The 18,431-nt window shown below is 40.4% G+C and carries 11 protein-coding genes; 2 read left to right on the top strand and 9 right to left on the bottom strand.

Annotation, left to right across the window (positions count from 1 at the left end; genetic code table 11):
- Positions 1-5 precede the first annotated feature (5 nt).
- From ACMZOO_RS07555 to recG, 5 genes are all read right to left on the bottom strand, one after another.
- Complete coding sequence (locus ACMZOO_RS07555; RefSeq protein ID WP_440906077.1) at positions 6-3,773, bottom strand: AAA family ATPase; 3,768 nt, start codon at positions 3,771-3,773, stop codon at positions 6-8.
- On the bottom strand, positions 3,760-5,040 hold the full coding sequence (gene sbcD / locus ACMZOO_RS07550; RefSeq protein ID WP_440906076.1) for an exonuclease subunit SbcD: 1,281 nt from the start codon (positions 5,038-5,040) through the stop codon (positions 3,760-3,762). Before sbcD ends, ACMZOO_RS07555 begins: the two co-directional genes overlap by 14 nt.
- Positions 5,041-5,084: 44 nt before the next feature.
- Positions 5,085-5,936, bottom strand: a complete 852-nt coding sequence (locus ACMZOO_RS07545; RefSeq protein ID WP_440906075.1) for a hypothetical protein — start codon at positions 5,934-5,936, stop codon at positions 5,085-5,087.
- 397 nt (positions 5,937-6,333) lie between these two features.
- The gene (locus tag ACMZOO_RS07540; protein WP_440906074.1) at positions 6,334-7,041 is read right to left on the bottom strand and encodes a TetR family transcriptional regulator; all 708 of its coding nucleotides are present in this window, start codon (positions 7,039-7,041) and stop codon (positions 6,334-6,336) included.
- Between the two features lie 185 nt (positions 7,042-7,226).
- Positions 7,227-9,305 (bottom strand): ATP-dependent DNA helicase RecG, encoded by a 2,079-nt coding sequence (gene recG / locus ACMZOO_RS07535; RefSeq protein WP_440906073.1) that lies wholly within the window; start codon positions 9,303-9,305, stop codon positions 7,227-7,229.
- Positions 9,306-9,442: 137 nt separating this feature from the next.
- On the opposite strand from recG, the gene ACMZOO_RS07530 reads away from it, so the two are divergent.
- Complete coding sequence (locus tag ACMZOO_RS07530; RefSeq protein ID WP_440906072.1) at positions 9,443-11,806, top strand: ATP-binding protein; 2,364 nt, start codon at positions 9,443-9,445, stop codon at positions 11,804-11,806.
- Positions 11,807-11,808: 2 nt separating this feature from the next.
- On the opposite strand, the gene ACMZOO_RS07525 is transcribed toward ACMZOO_RS07530, so the two are convergent.
- From ACMZOO_RS07525 to lptM, 4 genes are all read right to left on the bottom strand, one after another.
- Positions 11,809-15,150 (bottom strand): ATP-binding protein, encoded by a 3,342-nt coding sequence (locus ACMZOO_RS07525; protein WP_440906071.1) that lies wholly within the window; start codon positions 15,148-15,150, stop codon positions 11,809-11,811.
- A 16-nt stretch (positions 15,151-15,166) separates the two neighbouring features.
- Entirely contained in the window at positions 15,167-16,363 is a 1,197-nt protein-coding gene (locus ACMZOO_RS07520) for an ABC transporter substrate-binding protein (RefSeq protein WP_440906070.1), read from the bottom strand.
- Positions 16,364-16,531: 168 nt separating this feature from the next.
- A complete protein-coding gene (lysA, locus tag ACMZOO_RS07515; RefSeq protein ID WP_440906069.1) occupies positions 16,532-17,782 on the bottom strand; it encodes a diaminopimelate decarboxylase in 1,251 nt (416 codons plus the stop codon).
- Positions 17,783-17,793: 11 nt separating this feature from the next.
- Positions 17,794-17,961 (bottom strand): LPS translocon maturation chaperone LptM, encoded by a 168-nt coding sequence (gene lptM, locus ACMZOO_RS07510; RefSeq protein ID WP_157447273.1) that lies wholly within the window; start codon positions 17,959-17,961, stop codon positions 17,794-17,796.
- Between the two features lie 72 nt (positions 17,962-18,033).
- On the opposite strand from lptM, the gene cyaY reads away from it, so the two are divergent.
- Entirely contained in the window at positions 18,034-18,366 is a 333-nt protein-coding gene (gene cyaY, locus ACMZOO_RS07505) for an iron donor protein CyaY (protein ID WP_016956202.1), read from the top strand.
- Positions 18,367-18,431 lie beyond the last annotated feature (65 nt).

The raw sequence follows: 18,431 nt of genomic DNA, 5'->3' as shown, positions 1-18,431 counted from the left end.
TTAATCTAGCTCGCAATAAACTGTTTTTCTAGTTGGCTATAACCTAAACCACTGTGTTTGTTAACGCGTATTTGCACTGGAATCCGTTCTTTTAAACTTTCTATATGGCTGATAATGCCGATCATTTTGCCACTGGCGTTGAGCCTATCGAGTGCGTCTAACGCGATATCGAGTGTATCTGAATCAAGTGTGCCAAAACCTTCGTCTAAAAACAGCGATTCAATGTTGGTTTTGTGGCTAACTAAATCAGACAAGGCCAGTGCCAGTGCTAAGCTAACTAAAAAGCTTTCGCCACCTGAGAGGGTTTGGGTATCACGCTCAACGTCATTTTGCCAAGTATCTAATATGGCTAAATCTAAACCATCATGTGATTTACGCACCAGCTGATATCTGTCGTGCAAATGTTGTAGCTGTTGATTCGCCAAATAAACCAGCTGTTGCAGAGTTAAACCTTGGGCAAATTTTCTAAAGTTATTTCCGTCGGCAGAGCCGATTAAATCGTTGAGCAGCGCCCAATTTTGGTGTTGCTGCTGTGCTTGGTCAATTTGCTGTGTTAATTCTGCAAAATCTTGTTTGAGTTTGTGGGCATATTGGTGTTGTTGTTTAACTTCACCTAGCTGTTGCAATAAATTTTGGTAATTGCTTTCCAATTCGGTTAGTGCTTGGCTGAGTTGCGTCAAGCTATCGTCTTGATTAAATTGTGTCAGCGCTTGGGCAATGCCTTGCTGCAATAATTGTTGCTGCTGCGCATTTAAGCTGGCGAGTTGGTTTTGATACTTCTGCACATTTTGTTCAATTTGTTGTAACTGCTCAACTAGGCTTGTTAAAGCATCTGCGGTTAATATTGCTTGTTGCCACGCCTGTTGGTCAGCAAAGCCCAATTGCGCCAGTTTTTGCTGGCAGACATTTTGTTGTTGGTGGCGCTGTTGTTCGGTTTGCGCGAGTGTTTGTTGTTGGTGCGTAAGCTGTGTCTGCACTTGTGATAAGTTAATTTGTAATTGGTTTAGTTGTTGGTTTTGCTGTTGAAGGTTTTGTTGAGCTGTCTCAAGCTCTAATGCAACTTGCTGCTGTACTTGGCTGATAGAAGCACCGTTAAACCAACTTGCTCTTTGTTGTTGTAAATCTTGCAAATTGCCGGCTAACTGGCTCAGTTCTGTTTGTTGTTGTTGATAAAGTTTAGTCGCTTCACTGACTATTTGAGTTTGATAATCTAAGTCACGGGCGCATTTTTGTTGCTGCTGTTGCAAGCTTTGCAACAATCTTTGCTGTTGTTGGTAATGGTTTATTTGCTGACTAGCACCAGCGATCACCTCGGCAAATTGTCCGGCGATTTGTTCAATCCCTTGCTCTGAAGATAGCTGCTGCGAAATCAGTTTTGCTTGTGCTAGCTGTTGGTTTAATTGTTCAAGCAAATTATGCTGTTTTTGCTGCTTAGCCTGATAACTTTCTGTCACTTCAGTTAACTGTTTTGCCAAATCCTGTTGTTGGTTAGTCAACGAATGCAACTCGGCGGTTAAACTTTGCTGTTGCTGAGTTAATAATTGAATTTGATGCTGTAACTGGGCGATTTGTTGATCGACTATTAAACTGGCGTTGAGTTTGTCTAACCTGCTTTGTAATTGCTCGGTTAAACATAATAACTGTTGTGGCGCATCACTCGGCCAGTCGGCAAAATCTAGTTGTAATAAACTTGGTAGCTCAAGCAGGTTGGGCAGCTGTAATCTTTGGCAAGTCTGCGATAATTTTTGTGCGACTTGTTGGTACTCTTGCTGCTCAGCACTAAATTGTTGTTGCAACCAGCTTTGTTGATGTTGTTGTTTTTCTAACTGTGATTTTAATTCATTGCCGGTATTCTCTAACTCGGCCAATTCAGCCGTTAAACTTTGTTGGCGCTGCAGCTGTGTTTGTAGGGTTTGATCTACCTCGGTCAAATCATTGGCGTATGGATGTTCTAAAGCTCCGCACAAAGGGCAGGGGGCATTATCTTGCAAATTGTGTCTATGCGCTGCTAACGACATTATAGTTTTGTGCTGCTCAATAATAGTCGTCACGTCGTTTAGCTGTTGTTTATTGTTTTTATATTGATTACGTAAGTCGGCTAACTTTGGCGTCAATTGTTCAATTTGTTGCTGGGCAGTTGCTATTTTTTGCTCGGATGCGGTTATTTTTTGCTGCTGTACAATTAGCTGTTGTTGCAAATTATCTATTTGCGCCAGCTGATTTAAGCTAGTTTGCCCTTGCTGTAATTCTAGTTGTTTTTGTTCGCTCGTTAACTTCTGTAAGTTTGTATCTTGCGTTGCGGTTAAATCTTGCAACTGGGTTTGCTGTTGTTGCAGCTTTTCTGTTAACTCTTGCTGTTGTGTGTTTTTCTGCTCGATTGCATTGGTTAAATTTTGTTGCTGCTCAGCAATGTTTTGTTGTTTTTGCCCTTGTTTATCTAATTCATAGAGCAATTCATTGATGTTGTGTAATTGGTTTTGCCAATGTTGCAAAGTTTGTTGATTTAAATCTTTTAAACCTTGGTGTTGTTGCAACCAGTTTTCGCAACCAGCCAACTGAGTTTGTAACTCAGTGGTTTGTTGTTGCAACTTCTGTTGAGCTTGTTCGGCCTGAGCGAGTTTTTGTTGTTGCAGCAGCGCCGCTTGCTGTAATTGCTGGTGTTGCTGCTGGGTTTGAGCTATTTGTTGGTCGAGCGGACGGACGTTTTGTTCTAACGACTCTAGGGTTTGCTGTTGATTCTTTTTTGCTTGGTCAACTTGAGTTTGTGCACTTGCGCTATGTTCTTGTTGTTGGATTACTTCAGTTTGTGTTTGTTTAACTTGTTTGTCGCTGCTGTCAATTTGCTGTTTAATTCCTGCAACTTGTTGCTGCAGCTCTAGCAGTTTTTCAATGCTTGGTTGGCACGCTTGTGCGGCTTTGGCTTGCTCAATTTTATCTTTGAGTGAACTGGACTGGGCTTTTATTTGTTCCGCTTGTTGCAGCTCATTATTTGTCTGAACGATTTGTTGTTGCAGCGTCTGTTGTTGCTGCAGCCAGTGTTGTTTATGTCGGTATAAATCTAAAGTGGTTTTTTGTTGATCTGCCTGTTGTTGGATCTGCTGCAGTTGTTCAGCTAAGGCTGTTATTTGTTCATCCGACATTAAATTAAGATTGTTCTGTTGGTCGGTTAAGCGCTGCAACTCTTGCTGGCTGGTTTTATGGTTGGCAAAAACTTGTTTAGATATTTGGCTATAAACTTCTGTGCCAGTAAGCTCTTCTAATAACTCAGCTTTATCATTACTGTCGGCATTAAGAAATTCGGCAAATCGTCCTTGTGATAACAAGATAGATTTAGTGAAACGGGCAAAATTTAAGCCACTCAGTTGTTCTACTTGGGTTTTGACTTCGGGCAACTTGTCGGCGATGAGTTTTTGTTCTTCTAAGTGATATAGCTCTGCTCTGGGGGGCTGTAAATTACCTTCTGCATCACCACGAGCGCGCCTTTGAAACCAGCAAGCTCTATAGCTATTTCCTTTAATGGCAAATTCAACTTCAGCTAAACACTCAGCTGTGTGCCGGGTCATAATTTGATTGTTGTTCGCCGATACTTTTAATCTAGGAGTTTGATGATACAAAGCTAAACAAATTGCATCTAACAGTGTGCTTTTGCCTGCACCAGTTGCGCCTGTGATAACAAATAAGCCATTACTTGCAAACGGCTCTTGGGTGAAATCAATTTTCCAATCGCCTTTGAGCGCATTGAGGTTTTTTAAACGTAGGCTAAGAATTTTCATTATCTGGGATCAAACTTTGTTGATGGCTCAAGTTAAACAGTTGAGTTAATGCTTGTAATTGTTCTGATGGCAAGTCTAAATTATTAACTCGCTGATTAAATACATCGAGTGGTGAGAGTTCGTCTAAACTGACACTTTTTTCACTGAGCTTTTGTTGCACCACTTTTTTACTGCGGCGCACACGTAATATTTCTAACTGAGATTCAGCGGTTAAACTTAATAGTTTTTGCTGCAAGTCGCTGTGATATTGGTCGCTGCTAATTTCTATATCTAACCAGATGTTTTGTTGTAACTCGACCAATTCTGCTAGTTGGTGTTCAACCTGCTGTATATCACCTTTGAGCTGACGCATTTGCTGAGTGCATGGGATATCTAAGGTTTTAATTTGTAACTCAGCTTGTTGGTCGCCAGCAGTTGAGTATTTGTTAGTATCAACTAAAACTACGGATTTTTGTTGTTTTGCTTCGTCAAAACTCATCGCAATTGGTGAGCCTGAATAACGTATATGTTGTTTTTTAGCGATAACTTGTGGCTGGTGAATATGCCCCATAGCCAAATAATCGAACTCAGGTAAAGCTTCAACTGGGACTGCTTCTAAACTTCCAATATAAATATCACGCACTGAATCTGTTACTTTAGCATTCACTATGGTTAAGTGTGCTGTGCCTATAATTGGAATGGTTTTGTTGGTTTCAGTCGCGACTTGTTGCTGTTGCGCTAATGCAATTTGGTAGAGCTGTTGGTAGTGCTGTTGAATTGCTGGCAATAATCGATTTTGTGTTGTGTTTTTGTCGGTTGGATCTTCTGAATCTGTTGTTTCTAAGCTCAATAAATCGCGTGGGCGCAAATAAGGCACTGCGACTACTATCGCGCTGGCTTGTCCATCTTTATCGGTAATTAACTGCACTTGTTGCTGATAATTTACTGAGTCTTGTTTATTTGCCGCTTGGCTAATCAAGCTGGTATTCAAAGCTTGGTAGAGATTTTTATTTTCGTTTAATACAGCAACAGAGTCGTGGTTGCCGCCTAATAATAACAACTGGCAACCGAGTTGATTGAGTTGAATAACAAATTGATTTAATAAGGTGCGTGCATAACTTGGTGGTGCTGCTGTATCAAAAATGTCTCCAGAGACGATTAATAGCTCAACTTGTTCAGCTTGGATTGTGCTAATTAACCAATCAAAAAAGGCTTGGTGCTCAGCTGCGCGATTTTTGCCATAAAAATTCTGGCCTAAATGCCAATCTGAGGTGTGGATAAAACGCAAACCAAGCTCCTTGTTAGGGCACGACAAAAGCGGCTATTTTAGACTTAACGCTCTTGCTTATCCACCAAATCGCAGTGCATTTGATAATTCATATCTAGGTTGAGCCATTTACGTTTGTTTAACTGGGCTTTTTTTAGGATATTCCCATGATATTTTTCAAATAATTTATTAAAACTACCATCGGCAACGGTTTGATTTAAACCGCCTAATATTGTTTGGCCGTAGGTATCATAAGCTTGTTTACTTAAAATAAAACGCATTTCCGCTTTGTAGACTATCATCCAGTTTGGTTCAACGACAAAAGGTTCGTCTGTGTGGTGTTCTAACTCGATAAAAATTTCAGAGACAGAACGTGGAAAATAGTCTCCATGCCCTTTACGTAACATGTTAAACAATGATTCATAGCTAGAAGACGTGGTGATAGGTAAACCGTGGTGTAAATAAAAGCGGGTATCTGGCCAGTCATGCCCCATGATTGCTGTGTATTTAAAAAAGTCGCATGGGTGTTTAATTTTGCTGAATTCTTCGAGTTTGTTTTTATGCAGTAGGATCAAGCGATTGCCAAATATGCCTTGGTAAAGATCAAACGGAATTGAATATGGATAAGTTTCACGTGTTTGATCCATCATAGTCCACATAATATCAACTAAACCATTTTCAACCGCCCAAAGGGCTCTTTGTTGCTGCATTGGTGTATTGGCCGTGACTATATTCACTTTTTGATTAGATAGTTTGAGTGCGAGTTTTAGCAATTCTATCGGGTAATCATCACGCATATCCCTGTCGTGGCGCGGTTTGGGGTAAATCAATACTTGGTTGGCATGTAATTGGACAAATGTTGGGTTAAAGACGGTTAATAAACAAATAATTAAACCATTGAGCACAGGTTTGAGCATGTCTTTACCTTAACTGTTTATACGTAACTTAGAGCTAAATCAATATAAATTGCGAGTATCAGAGCCGTCACAGACAGTTCAATTCAAGGCGTATCATTGCAGGAATGTAGGCACCTTTCAAAATGATACAACACAGAAGTGAGCTGTCTGTGAGGCTCCTGAAAGGCTGGACTAAAAGCCATTTATTCTGCGTTAAGTTGGCTTGGCATAGAACCACTATGCCTGTGCCAACTTGCCTTGTCTAAATGGCTTTTATCTCCAGCTGATTATTGCTATTTATATTGATTTAGCTCTAAGTTTAGGTGATGGCTGGAATTATTTACAAATATGTATTTGAGAATAAACACCACAGCTTGAAGCTGTGATGTTTATTTAGATAATCTTGAGTTTTGGCAGGTTAGTCAGCTTTAGCGAATAAGTTGCCTATTTTCCAGAAACGACCACTGGATTTGTTGCCTTTTTGGTCAACATAACCATGCCATAACTGAGCTAATGCATCGCGTGCTTCTAAACCAAATTCAGGTTGTAATAACGCAAGGCGTGATTGTTCAACCGATGTTGCTAGCTTTTCTGGTGGATGACTAATTTGCCATAACCCTAACAACATTGCATAACTGCGCATTAATAACTGTGCGCAGGTTTCGTGTTCGTCTAATTGTAAGCGGCTGGCTAGGTCTTTGGCTGTTGATGTTAGCGTTTCTAACAAGCGGTTTTTAAAGTCGAGCAAAATTTTAAAATCGACATTCTGTTCGATAATAGAACTGCTTAAACTGGCTAATTGGAAAAACTGTGGTTGAGTTTCTATGTAATGGCAGAGTGCATTGATAATTTCATCTGCATCTGGTTTTTCTGCACCGATTGCGCTGCGAATGTCGCTAAACCATGCAACATAGTGTTTTTCGAGCAAAGCTAAGAAAATTTCTTCTTTGCTTTTAAAATACAAATAAACTGTACCTTTAGCTATGCCTGATTGGTTGGCGATGGCCGCCGCTGTTGGTAAAGCGTCTGGACTGTCGTCGAATAATTCAGCTGCAGTTTGTAAAATGAGATCGCGTTTCAGTGACTTGTCTTCAGCTGAGCGGGCACGTTTAGCAGATTTGATCATGGGTAACTCCTTTCCTTGGGAATGACTGCTCGTCATCTAGAGTGATAATTTTTAACAACTCAATTGATTTCATTGTAGAACCCTAATTTACACTTGGTCAATTAATAAGCTAAAACAAGATGCTATAGTTAGCATACTTTTGGTTATTAAGAAAATTAGACAAATGGTCTAATTTGTTAGTTTGTTTAGGCCTGAGAATATTTATCTCTGTCACCTAACCAACGGGCAATCAATAACTCGGCTATATCATTTTGCTGCAATATTTTGCGCGCACATTTTCGTGCTGGGCTAATCAGTTGGCTATCGCGTAATAAATCTGCCACTTTAAACGACATTTCACCAGTTTGTTTAGTACCTAATAATTCCCCCGGCCCACGTATTTCTAAATCTTTTTGCGCAATATAAAAACCGTCAGTGCTTTCACGCATCACAGCAAGGCGTTTTTGCCCTGTTTGTGATAATGGTGATTTGTACATTAATAAACAATGGCTAGCCACTGCGCCACGGCCAACTCGACCTCGCAATTGGTGTAATTGAGCTAAACCTAAACGTTCAGGATTTTCAATTATCATCAAACTGGCGTTGGGTACATCGACACCAACCTCAATGACTGTTGTGGCAACTAATAAATCTGTTTCACCTTGTTTAAATCCTTGCATTACTTGCTGTTTTTCACCCGCTTTCATCCGCCCATGGACTAAACCTATGCTTAAATCAGGTAAAGCTTGTTGCAATTGTTCTGCTGTATCTTCTGCTGCTTGGCATTGTAAAACTTCTGATTCTTCAATTAGCGTACATACCCAATAAGCTTGGCGTTTTTCTTGTTTGCACGCTTGATATACTCGTTTGATCACTTCTTCGCGGCGGCTGTCGGGCAATACCACAGTGGTGACAGGTGTGCGCCCAGGTGGCAGTTCATCAATAACCGAGGTGGTTAAGTCGGCATAAGCTGTCATTGCAAGTGTTCTTGGTATTGGCGTCGCTGTCATGATTAACTGGTGTGGGTACAAGCCACTGTTAATCCCTTTGTCGCGTAAACTCATGCGCTGATGGACACCAAATCTATGTTGTTCATCTATAACGACCAAAGCTAACTTGGCAAATTCGACATCTTGCTGAAATAACGCGTGAGTTCCGACGACCATTTGGCTTTCGCCGCTGGCAATTCTAGCTTGAGCTTCGCGTTTTTGTTTGGCTGTGAGTTTGCCGGCTAACCAATCAACTTTAAAGCCGAGCGGCGTTAACCAGTTGGCGAAATTAATTGCGTGTTGTTCAGCGAGGATCTCGGTTGGTGCCATTAATGCAACTTGGTAACCTTGTTGCAGTGCCGATAACGCGGCTAGCGCCGCAACTAAGGTTTTGCCTGAACCAACGTCTCCTTGCACTAAACGCAACATAGGGTGGGGCTGCTGCATATCTTGTTGAATTTCAGCGACCACACGACTCTGGGCTGATGTTGGCTGAAATGGCAAAGTATTAATAAAGTCGCTTAATAACTTTTGTGCTGGTGTTATGGCGACAGATGGATGTTGCTGAGTTTGCTGCCGCAGTTTTTGCATACTGAGATTATGCGCGACCAATTCTTCAAAAGCTAAACGTTGTTGCGCTGGGTGTGTACCCGCTTCTAGTTCTGCAAGTGATACATCTGGCGTAGGCCTATGTAACATCTGAATTGCTTGGGTTAACGTATATTGTGTTGCTACATCCGCTATTGGGATAAGTTCGGCGATTTCTGCTGTTTTTAATCTAGCGAGCGCTTGGTCGGTTAAATTACGTAGCGTGTTTTGTTTTAAACCTTCAGTTGTTGGGTAGATTGGCGTAAACGCTTCTTCAACATGTTGCAAACTATCAAAGTCTCCCACTTTGTATTCTGGGTGGATGATTTCGTAACCTTGTTTACCACGTTTTACTTCGCCAAAAGCTTTGACGTGTTTACCTATCGCAAACTGATTTTTTTGCGCCGCGGAAAAATTAAAAAAGCGTAAGGTTAAACTTTGTTGTCCATCGCTAATTTTGCATATCAGCATGCGTTTACGCCCAAATACAATTTGGCTTGCAGTAACTTCGCCAATTACAGTGGCAGTTATTTCAGGTAATAGGTCGTTAATTGCATAAATACGAGTTCTGTCTTGGTAGCGCAACGGAAAGTGAAAAAGTAGATCTTCAACTGACTGAATATGTATTTGCGCCAACTTTTGCGCAACTTTGGCACCAACGCCAGTAAGTGTAGTGACAGATTGTGAAGCTAAGCGCGATAACGACATGTGAAGCAATATACTGGTGAAATTAACAGTATATTAAGCTGGGCGTTTGATTAATTGCAAGTTTTGTTATTTATTCGGCAAATTTTTCTCTATCTCAGCTATATTTTAGTTAGATTGCTGTCAATATAGACTTTCGGATGGAACCTATTAAATTTTCTAAAATTCGCGCCATTAGCATTGCTATTGTTGCTAGTGTGATAGTACATATATCTACACTCGTTTTGGCCAAAACTGTATTAGCCGATTTACGCTGGCAACAGATACCCTTCCATAGTGCGGTTGAAGTTTTTGGTGGTGTAATAGCGTTATTCGTTTGTTATTTATTACTGAATTTAGCTAAAAATGGCCGAGGGACTAGTTTTAATATAGTCATTGCTAGTGCTTTGTGTGCTATGGGGTTGTTGGATATTGCCCATGCTTTGGTTGAACCTGGCAAATTATTTGTTTGGCTGCACTCTTGTGCGACTTTTGTTGGTGGAATTTTATTCGCGTGCGTATGCTTGCCAATGCGCCTACAACAGAAGCTGACAAGCCGAATAATTGTCTTGACCGCTATTTTTACCCTGATATTTATTGTTTGTTCGCTACTTTTTGCTGAGCTTATTCCGGTTATGGCGGATGAACAGGGCTTCACCTTTACTGCTGTGATGCTCAATAAAGTAGGTGGCGCGGGTTTATTACTGGCGGCGCTGCGATTAATTTTTGTCTATAAGCAGTTGCGCAAAACAGATGATCTCTTATTTGTATTGCATGCAAGTATGTTTGGTTTTGCAGCTGTGATGTTTCAACAATCTGTGTTGTGGGATGTTTCTTGGTGGGGCTGGCATTTATTGCGTTTGCTTGCCTATGGCGTGGCTTTGTGGTTTGCATTGGAAAATGAGCAATACATTTTTGAGCAAATTAAACGCACAAAAGAAAAATTAACTAGTGAAGTTGATGAAACTCTTGTTGCTCTATCTGATGCACAACAACAGCTGAGCACCAGTGAGTCGCAACGTCTAGCCGTTTTTGCCTGCTTAACTGACGCAATTGTTTTATGTGATGGCAAAGGGCAAATTAAGTTCTTTTCAAGCAGTGCTGAACGTATGTTTTATTATTCAGCTGAGCAAGTAGAAGGGAAGAACATTACCATTTTAATGGATGCTGGATTTGCGGCAAATCACCACCAATATATGCAGGATTATAAGTCAGTTGGCGGCTCTTCTGTGGTGGGGAAAAGCCGTGATTTAATTGCAGTGAAATCGAATGGTGATAAATTCCCAATAGAGTTAGTGATCAACGAAGTGTATTTAGATGGTGAGCGGCACTTTGCTGGGGTTATTCGTGATGTAACTGAGCGCAAAGAACATGAAAGGCAATTAGAGCTCACTAAACAACAAGCTGAAGCGGCTAATGTAGCCAAGAGCACATTTTTAGCAAATACTAGCCATGAAATCAGAACTCCAATGAATGGCGTATATGGCAATTTACAACTGTTAAACGATATGGCGTTGCCTGAATCCGCGTACGATTTGGTCGACAAAGCTTTATATTCTACCAAAGCGCTGATGACGATAGTTAACGATATTTTGGATTTTTCCAAAATTGAAGCGGGCAAACTGCAAGTCGAACAAGTTCATTTTAAACTTTCGCAATTAATGGAAAATATTGTGTCTGACATGGGGGTTAAAGCCAAAGAAAAAGGGATTGATTTCATGCTAGTGTGTGATGTAGAGCAGGATGACTTTATTGGCGATCCAGTCAGATTGCGGCAAATTTTGCTTAATATACTCTCCAATGCAATTAAATTTACCGATATAGGTTCGGTTATCCTAACTTGTATTTACCATACAGCTTCCAATCAATTTAGTTTTATCGTCACAGATACTGGCATAGGTATGAGTGATGATGCAATCGCTCGTATTTTCGCCCGTTTTGAACAGGCTGATGTGTCGACAACTCGGCGTTTTGGCGGTACGGGTTTAGGCATGTCTATCACTCAGTCTTTGGTCGCTTTAATGGGCGGTCGTATAAATGTTAGCAGCAAGGTTGGAGAGGGCACGACTTTTACTGTTAATCTTCCATTGCAGCAGGTTGAAGAAGAAGCAATTGCAAGAGAAGAAAAAGTCACAATTGACAAACTAGAGCTTGCGAACCGGACTATTTTATTAGCCGAAGACAATGAGATAAATCAAGCTATAGTGCAAGCTATGTTGGAGAAAACTCAAGCGAGCGTATTAATCGCTGCCAATGGCAAACAAGCTATAGCTCTGGCGGCACAAACAATAGATGAGGATAAACTCGACCTTGTATTGATGGACATTCAAATGCCGGAAATGGACGGTATTATGGCGTGCAAACAGCTTAAAAAAACTTACCCCAATTTACCTATTATTGCGCTAACTGCCAATGTCATGTCGGATGATATCAAAGAGTATAAATTAGCAGGTTTTGATGGTTATCTTGGTAAACCGCTAGCGCAGGCTGAGCTCTACGCCGAGTTGCATAAATTTGTTGGTTAACTTCAATTGAGTAATGCACTTTGTTGATGTTTTTGTTGCCAATGGGCTAAAACTTCGGCGACAACCTGTTTATTTATTGGTTTGACTATGTAGTCATCCATACCAGCATCTAAACACTTTTCTTTGTCGCCAACCATGGCATTGGCTGTCATCGCAATAATTGGGATGTTTTTACACCAGTCACCACATTCACCTTGGCGAATTTTGATGGTTGTTTGATAGCCATCTAGTTGTGGCATTTGGCAATCCATTAAAATTAAATCGTATGTTTGGCCTATCTGCTGGCTAGCGACCAAAACTTCAATTGCCTCTAATCCATGATTAGCAATATCAATTTTTTCCGCGTACGCCTCTAACATGGTTTGTGCAACCAGCTGATTTATTTCATTATCCTCAACTAATAATATACGTTTGAACTTATTTGTTGGTGACTGTGTTATATCCGCTTTGTGCTTGTTTTTTTGCTGAGCATTATCACTTAAGCTATTTAATACGCTCACGAGTTCTTGGGTGGTTATCGGGTAAGACAGTAGCTTAATATTGTCCGCAACCAATTCCCGTAGCGCTTCATTTGGATAATTTACCGGATGAATCACTAAACAAGTTATGTCTTGCGCGTGTGTTTCAATTTGTTGAATTAATTGGCTTGTTGTCAGCGCACCTGTGAGTAAATCGGTAAAACAGGCTATGCTGTTAGTTAACTCGGTAGCAGCAAGCTGCTCAGCCAATTCAAAACTTTGTGTATGCTGGATAATTTGTTGGAACTGTTTGGTTAATAATGTTTTGTATTGAGTTTGTTCTCCTACCAACACAACTTTTTGCTGACCCGAATTATAAGTGTATCGAGTGGTTTTATCTTCAACTTGAGCAATTTCGCAATCTATAACTATGGTGAAGTTACTCCCTTGGCCGTGTTGGCTTTGTACTTGAATATCACCATCTAACAAACTTGCCAATTGTTGGCTAATAGCTAAACCTAAACCTGTGCCACCAAATTTTCTGGTAGTAGATGCATCTACTTGAGTAAATGCCGAAAACAGTGCGGAAAATTTATTTGGTTCAATACCTATGCCAGTATCGATAACTTCAACTTGCAGGCGTACTAAGTTTTGCTCAGTTAATAGTTGACTATGCGCTTTGATGGTCACCGAACCCTGTTCGGTGAATTTGATGGCGTTGCCAACCAAGTTGGTTAAAATTTGTCGATACCGGGTTGGGTCTGTAACTAAGTGATGGTGTTGTAACTCGGTTGCGTCTACTAGTAGTTGCAAACCTTTTTCAAACGCTTTTATTGAATAGGTTTGGCCGACATTTTCTATCAAATCTTGTACATTTGTTGCGACTTTCTCTATATCAATTTTGCCAGCCTCTATTTTCGAGAAATCCAAAATATCGTTAATTAACACCAGCAGTGAATTGGCACTGTGTTGTGCAAGCTTAGTATAGTGGTGCTGGCGCGAACTCATATCTGTATTTTGTAAGATATTGAGCATGCCTAAAACCCCATTCATCGGTGTGCGGATTTCATGCGACATACTGGCCAAAAAGGCTGATTTTAATTTGGCTGATTCTTGGGCTTTTTCTAGCGCTTGCTCTCGTTCTAGTATCGCGGTTTTTAGCTGATTTTCTGCCGTTATACGTTCAGTGACATCATTTTGAATGCCAAGGAAGTGGGTTAAATGGTTATGGCTGTCAAAAACTGGGGTAATAGATAACTGATTGTAAAACTCCTTGCCTTGTTTGGTGTAATTGATAATTGTGGTGGTAATAGCTTGTTGTAAATGAATTGCTTGGCGAATTTGTTCAACAATTTGAGGATCTGAATTTTTCCCTTGTAAAAAACGACAGTTTTTCCCGAGTACTTCAGTTCTGTCGTAACCTGTTATCGCTTCAAACGCTGGGTTGACATACACTATTGGTTGAGACTGGACGCTAGCATCCACTATAAGGATGCCACATGGTGCTGTTTCTATCGCTCGGTCGCGAATCAGTAGCTCTCTGTCTATGCTTTTTTGCATAGTTACATCTATACCCACCAAGACTATACCGGCGAGCCGTCCATCTGAGGTTAAATATAAAGTTCTGTGCCAATGGATAAAAACTTGTTTGTAGTTATTATTTTGATCTTTTAAGTTGTACATGCTTTCAAATTCGTACAACTCATTTTTTACATTAAATACCGCTGCTCTATGTTGACTGTCGATCAAATTGATCGAGGCAACCCCTTCAGTTAACACCTGAGATTGAAACTCGTCAAAAGCATTATTGTGCAACAAACAGCGGCCATTTAAATCAAACACTGCAAGTGACTCTGAAATTGAGTTAATAACACTTTGAAATTGCTCTTTAGACACGTTAGTTGCAAACAACTCTTCGAGTAAGCCGTCGAATTGTTTTCGCAGTTGCGCCATTTCATGCAACTCTATGCTTTGGTAGTCGGCTGTTTGGTCGAAATCCTGTTTATCTTGGTTTTCAATAGCGTTGACAAATTGATGTAAGGTCTGCGAGGCGAAATTAGCCGCTAAGCTTATGCTGTAGGTGGTAACTATGATTAAACCGATTAAGATCACAATTAAAACTATAATAAAAATGATCACTTGTTGATATGCGTATTCAGCTTTTTGTAAAACATAAATTTTACTGCCGTCGGCTAAACTCTCGACATAATATTTAAACTCTTGCAGTTGCGCTGTTTTCAGTTGCAGCGTTTCAGTCGCCAGCTCAAGGTTTGATTGGAACAGGATATTGTTGTGTTTATCTACGTAAACAATATCGGTTTTTAATAAGTTGAGTGTCAGCAGTGGCTGAACTTGTTGCCGTGGAATATGCGCGTAAATAGCGCCTTCTGGCGCTGCTCCGTACTTTATAGGCGCAATAAACAACCAGCCTTTTTCTGATAAGTGATAGTAGCTTTGCCCTTGTTGTAATACTGGATTAAACCAGAGTTTTTTATCAATGATTTGATGTTTACTTTGGTTGCTGGTGACTACTTGCCCTTCAAAATCAAGCAGACTAATTTGGCTATCTTTTATGCCTGCAAACACAAACGAATTAAACAGTAAATTGATATATTGTTGCCGTCCTTCAAGGTCAACTAAACTGTTTACCACTAAATCATTCAGGGCTAAGTTTTCAACTTCAGATTGCAGTGCAGTTTGGGTTTTATTGAGAACATGGTTAAATTGTTCGGCAATTTCTTGTTGTTGTTCAACTATTTCATGTTCAACGAGTCTTTGTACATAAACGACAATTAAAAAACCAACAATTACCAGCATAGTTAGCACTTTTGGCAGTGTTTTGCGGGTGATATGTTGGTGAAGCGTTGGTTTGTTTTGTTCGTCCATGCCTTGCTTGTTAACCTTATTGAATTATTTTTGCCGCGCGAGTAACGCTTGGAATGTTAGAGAGATAACCAAAGTTGTCAAAGGCGAATACATGGTAATCATCAGGCTCAAGCGCATCGTGTTTGTTGGCGCTAAATGCACGTTTATAGGTTTTGACTAAACCTTGATACTCAGGCAAATTTTCCAATGCATTATGGACGGCTGAACTTTCAGTCGTTTTTGCCTGACGGATTGCTTGTGCCAACATGTGAACTAAATCGTAGGCATGCGCAATACCAACGGCAGACGGAACTGTCTGCTCGGTGTAATTTGTCTGAAATTTTTGGTTATATGCTTGCAGTACGCTGGTTGATTTTTGCATATTTTCTGCGGTAAAAAACGAGAAAGTTTGTATAACTCGAATGTCTGATTGGCGAATAATATCTAAGCCAACTTGTTCAACAAAATTGCCAGAGGTGATACCCCAGTGGGAGATAATCGGCTTTTGCATATTTGTTGGCAATTTATGCATAGCTTTGACAATTTGTGCACCTTCGGGTGCATTCGCAACCAATATGATGGCCTGAGGTTGAGTCGCCAAAACGCGCGTTACTTTATTGGTCATTTCTGAATCACGCCAATTGAACCATTCAAGGTGAGTAATATTGAGGCCAAGCTGTAAGGCCGCTTGTTCGAGCGATTGTTTGTTCGAACGTCCCCAGCTTGTATGTTCTAACATCAGCGCCACTTGAGTTAAATTGTTTTGTTTGGCGTGTTTGAGTAAAACGACACCTGCGTCTTGGTCACGCAATGACACTCTAAAAACGTAATTGGGTGTATAACCATTGTTGACCAATTGTGTGCCTGCGGCCCAAGGGCCTAAATAAATCAGTTTATGTTTATGAATCAAAGGTAATTCAGACATAGCTACTGGTGTGTGAATACCTCCAAGTACAGCAACTAAGTTTTGCTGTTGGGCAAATTGTTCTATGTTGCGTTGGCCGCGAGCCGGATTGCCTCTATGGTCTTTACTAACTAATTTTAGTTGTTTACCCAGTAAGCCTCCTGCTTGATTTATTTCATCAATTGCTAGTTGCGCGCCGCGTTGAATGGCGATACCACCTTCTACTGCTACTGCAGATAAATCGGCATCTAGTCCAATAATGAGCTCGTCTGCGTGACTCGGCAGAGCGCACAAAACAACAGTAATTAAACTAAATAATAATTTTGGCATTTGTTTAACAGGCGTTGTTGGTTTTGTTTTTGATGTTTTGAGTATAGCTAACACTGCAATGTTTTACAGGCGTTTAGCTAGAAAATTAGCTGAATTTATTAGGGGGTTATGCTGGGGTGAATGGCTGAAGTTGCATCTTTGCCAACTTCAGCCTATTTGTAGTTTAGATTATGGCAATAACTGTTCGCCTTTCCATAAATCGACTAGTTGTTCACGTTCGCGTACAACATAAGGTTTGTCGCCATCAACCATAATCTCAACTGCACGCACACGTGAGTTGTAGTTAGACGCCATAGTAAAACCGTATGCACCACTAGAACGAACAGCAAGCAAATCGCCTGATTTTATGGCGAGTTCGCGATCTTTACCTAAAAAATCACCTGTTTCACAGATAGGGCCAACCACGTCGTAAACTGCTTTGTCTCGGCTTAATGCTGCGTTAACTGGCACAATGTTTTGCCATGCTGAATATAAACTTGGACGAATTAAGTCGTTCATAGCTGCATCAACAATCGCAAAGTTTTTCTCTTCACCGCTTTTGATAAATTCAACTTTGGTGATCAACACACCTGCGTTAGCCATGATAGAACGGCCCGGCTCAAATATAAGTTTTAAATGGGTGCGGTCGGCTAATTTTGCTTTTAATGCCGCAACATATTCTTCAGTTGCTGGTGGCTTTTCATCCGCGTAAGTTACGCCTAAACCACCACCTACGTCTAGGTGACTAATTTGGATGCCAGCTGCCGCTAATTCATCAATTAAAACCAATACTTTGTCTAGTGCATCGATAAAAGGTTGAATTTCAGTTAGCTGTGAACCTATATGACAGTCAATACCTTGAATATCTAAGTGTGATAACGATGCTGCGTATTTGTATACTTCTAGCGCACGTTCGCGCTCAATACCAAATTTATTCGCTTTTAAACCCGTCGAAATGTATGGATGCGTTTTTGCGTCAACATCTGGGTTAACACGAATTGAAATTGGAGCTTTTTTATCAAGCTCAGCGGCAACTTTGTTGATGCGATCAAGCTCAGGTTCAGATTCAACGTTAAAACAATAAATACCGGCTTCTAACGCATATTCAATTTCAGCTTCGGTTTTACCAACACCAGAAAATACTACTTTTGCTGGATCACCACCGGCTTCGATAACACGCGCAAGTTCACCACCTGACACTATGTCAAAACCTGAACCTAAACGCGCCATTACATTTAACACACCTAAGTTTGAATTGGCTTTAACTGCATAACAAACTAAATGTGGATGTTCACCGGCTGCTGTATCAAATGCTTGCCAATGGCGCTCAATTGCCGCGCGCGAATAAATATATGCAGGTGTGTTAAATTCAGCGGCAATTTCTGCCACGCTGACGTTTTCTGCAAATAACTGATCTTGTTTGTAATTAAAAAAATCCACGCTAATTCAACCTATTGATTTGTTGTTTGTTCTAAAGTGTTTTGCTGCACTGTATTGTTGTGCGCTTGTGTCTGAGTATTTTGCTCTGTTGGTTTTGGCATAGTTAATGGCCCACGTTGACCACAGGCACAAATTAACAAGCTGCAGCTTATCAGCGCAGACAAAGTTTTAAATCTCATGACAATTGTTAAACTCTTTTGTTTGAATGCGGGTATAATCGCATTCATTGTTAGAAAATCAAGTGTAAAGACATGAGCCAATTAACTGAAACCCAATATCACCAACTTGTTGACGACATTTTACTGCAAATTGAGCAAAAGCTCGAAGAAATAGAAGACGATTTAGACATAGATTATGAAAATTTTGGTGGCAAGTTAGATATTGAATTTGCTGATCGCAGCAAAATTATCTTAAACAAACAAGAACCACTATTGCAGTTGTGGGTTGCGACTAAATTTAATGGTTACCATTTTAGCTATCAAGACGGTAAATGGATTGATGAACGTTTTGGTGATGAGTTTTGGCACTTTATTGAAGAAGCCGTTGCGAAACAAGCTGGCACAAAAGTAACTTTTAAAAGCTAAATTGCTGGTTTATTGAACAAAATAATGTTAGAAAATAGCCCAGCCACTTTTGCCAAACGAGAAAG

This window comes from Catenovulum sp. SX2, assembly GCF_052056295.1.
In the GTDB taxonomy this organism is placed as follows: Bacteria; Pseudomonadota; Gammaproteobacteria; order Enterobacterales; family Alteromonadaceae; genus Catenovulum.
The sequence above is the reverse complement of the archived record's forward strand: the minus strand, read 5'-3'. Positions and strand labels throughout refer to the sequence as shown.

Coding starts and splice junctions, on each gene's coding strand:
- ACMZOO_RS07555 (WP_440906077.1), bottom strand. CDS start 3,773: ATGAAAATTCTTAGCCTACGTTTAAAAAACCTCAATGCGCTCAAAGGC.
- ACMZOO_RS07545 (WP_440906075.1), bottom strand. CDS start 5,936: ATGCTCAAACCTGTGCTCAATGGTTTAATTATTTGTTTATTAACCGTC.
- ACMZOO_RS07540 (WP_440906074.1), bottom strand. CDS start 7,041: ATGATCAAATCTGCTAAACGTGCCCGCTCAGCTGAAGACAAGTCACTG.
- recG (WP_440906073.1), bottom strand. CDS start 9,305: ATGTCGTTATCGCGCTTAGCTTCACAATCTGTCACTACACTTACTGGC.
- ACMZOO_RS07530 (WP_440906072.1), top strand. CDS start 9,443: ATGGAACCTATTAAATTTTCTAAAATTCGCGCCATTAGCATTGCTATT.
- ACMZOO_RS07525 (WP_440906071.1), bottom strand. CDS start 15,150: ATGGACGAACAAAACAAACCAACGCTTCACCAACATATCACCCGCAAA.
- ACMZOO_RS07520 (WP_440906070.1), bottom strand. CDS start 16,363: ATGCCAAAATTATTATTTAGTTTAATTACTGTTGTTTTGTGCGCTCTG.
- lptM (WP_157447273.1), bottom strand. CDS start 17,961: ATGAGATTTAAAACTTTGTCTGCGCTGATAAGCTGCAGCTTGTTAATT.
- cyaY (WP_016956202.1), top strand. CDS start 18,034: ATGAGCCAATTAACTGAAACCCAATATCACCAACTTGTTGACGACATT.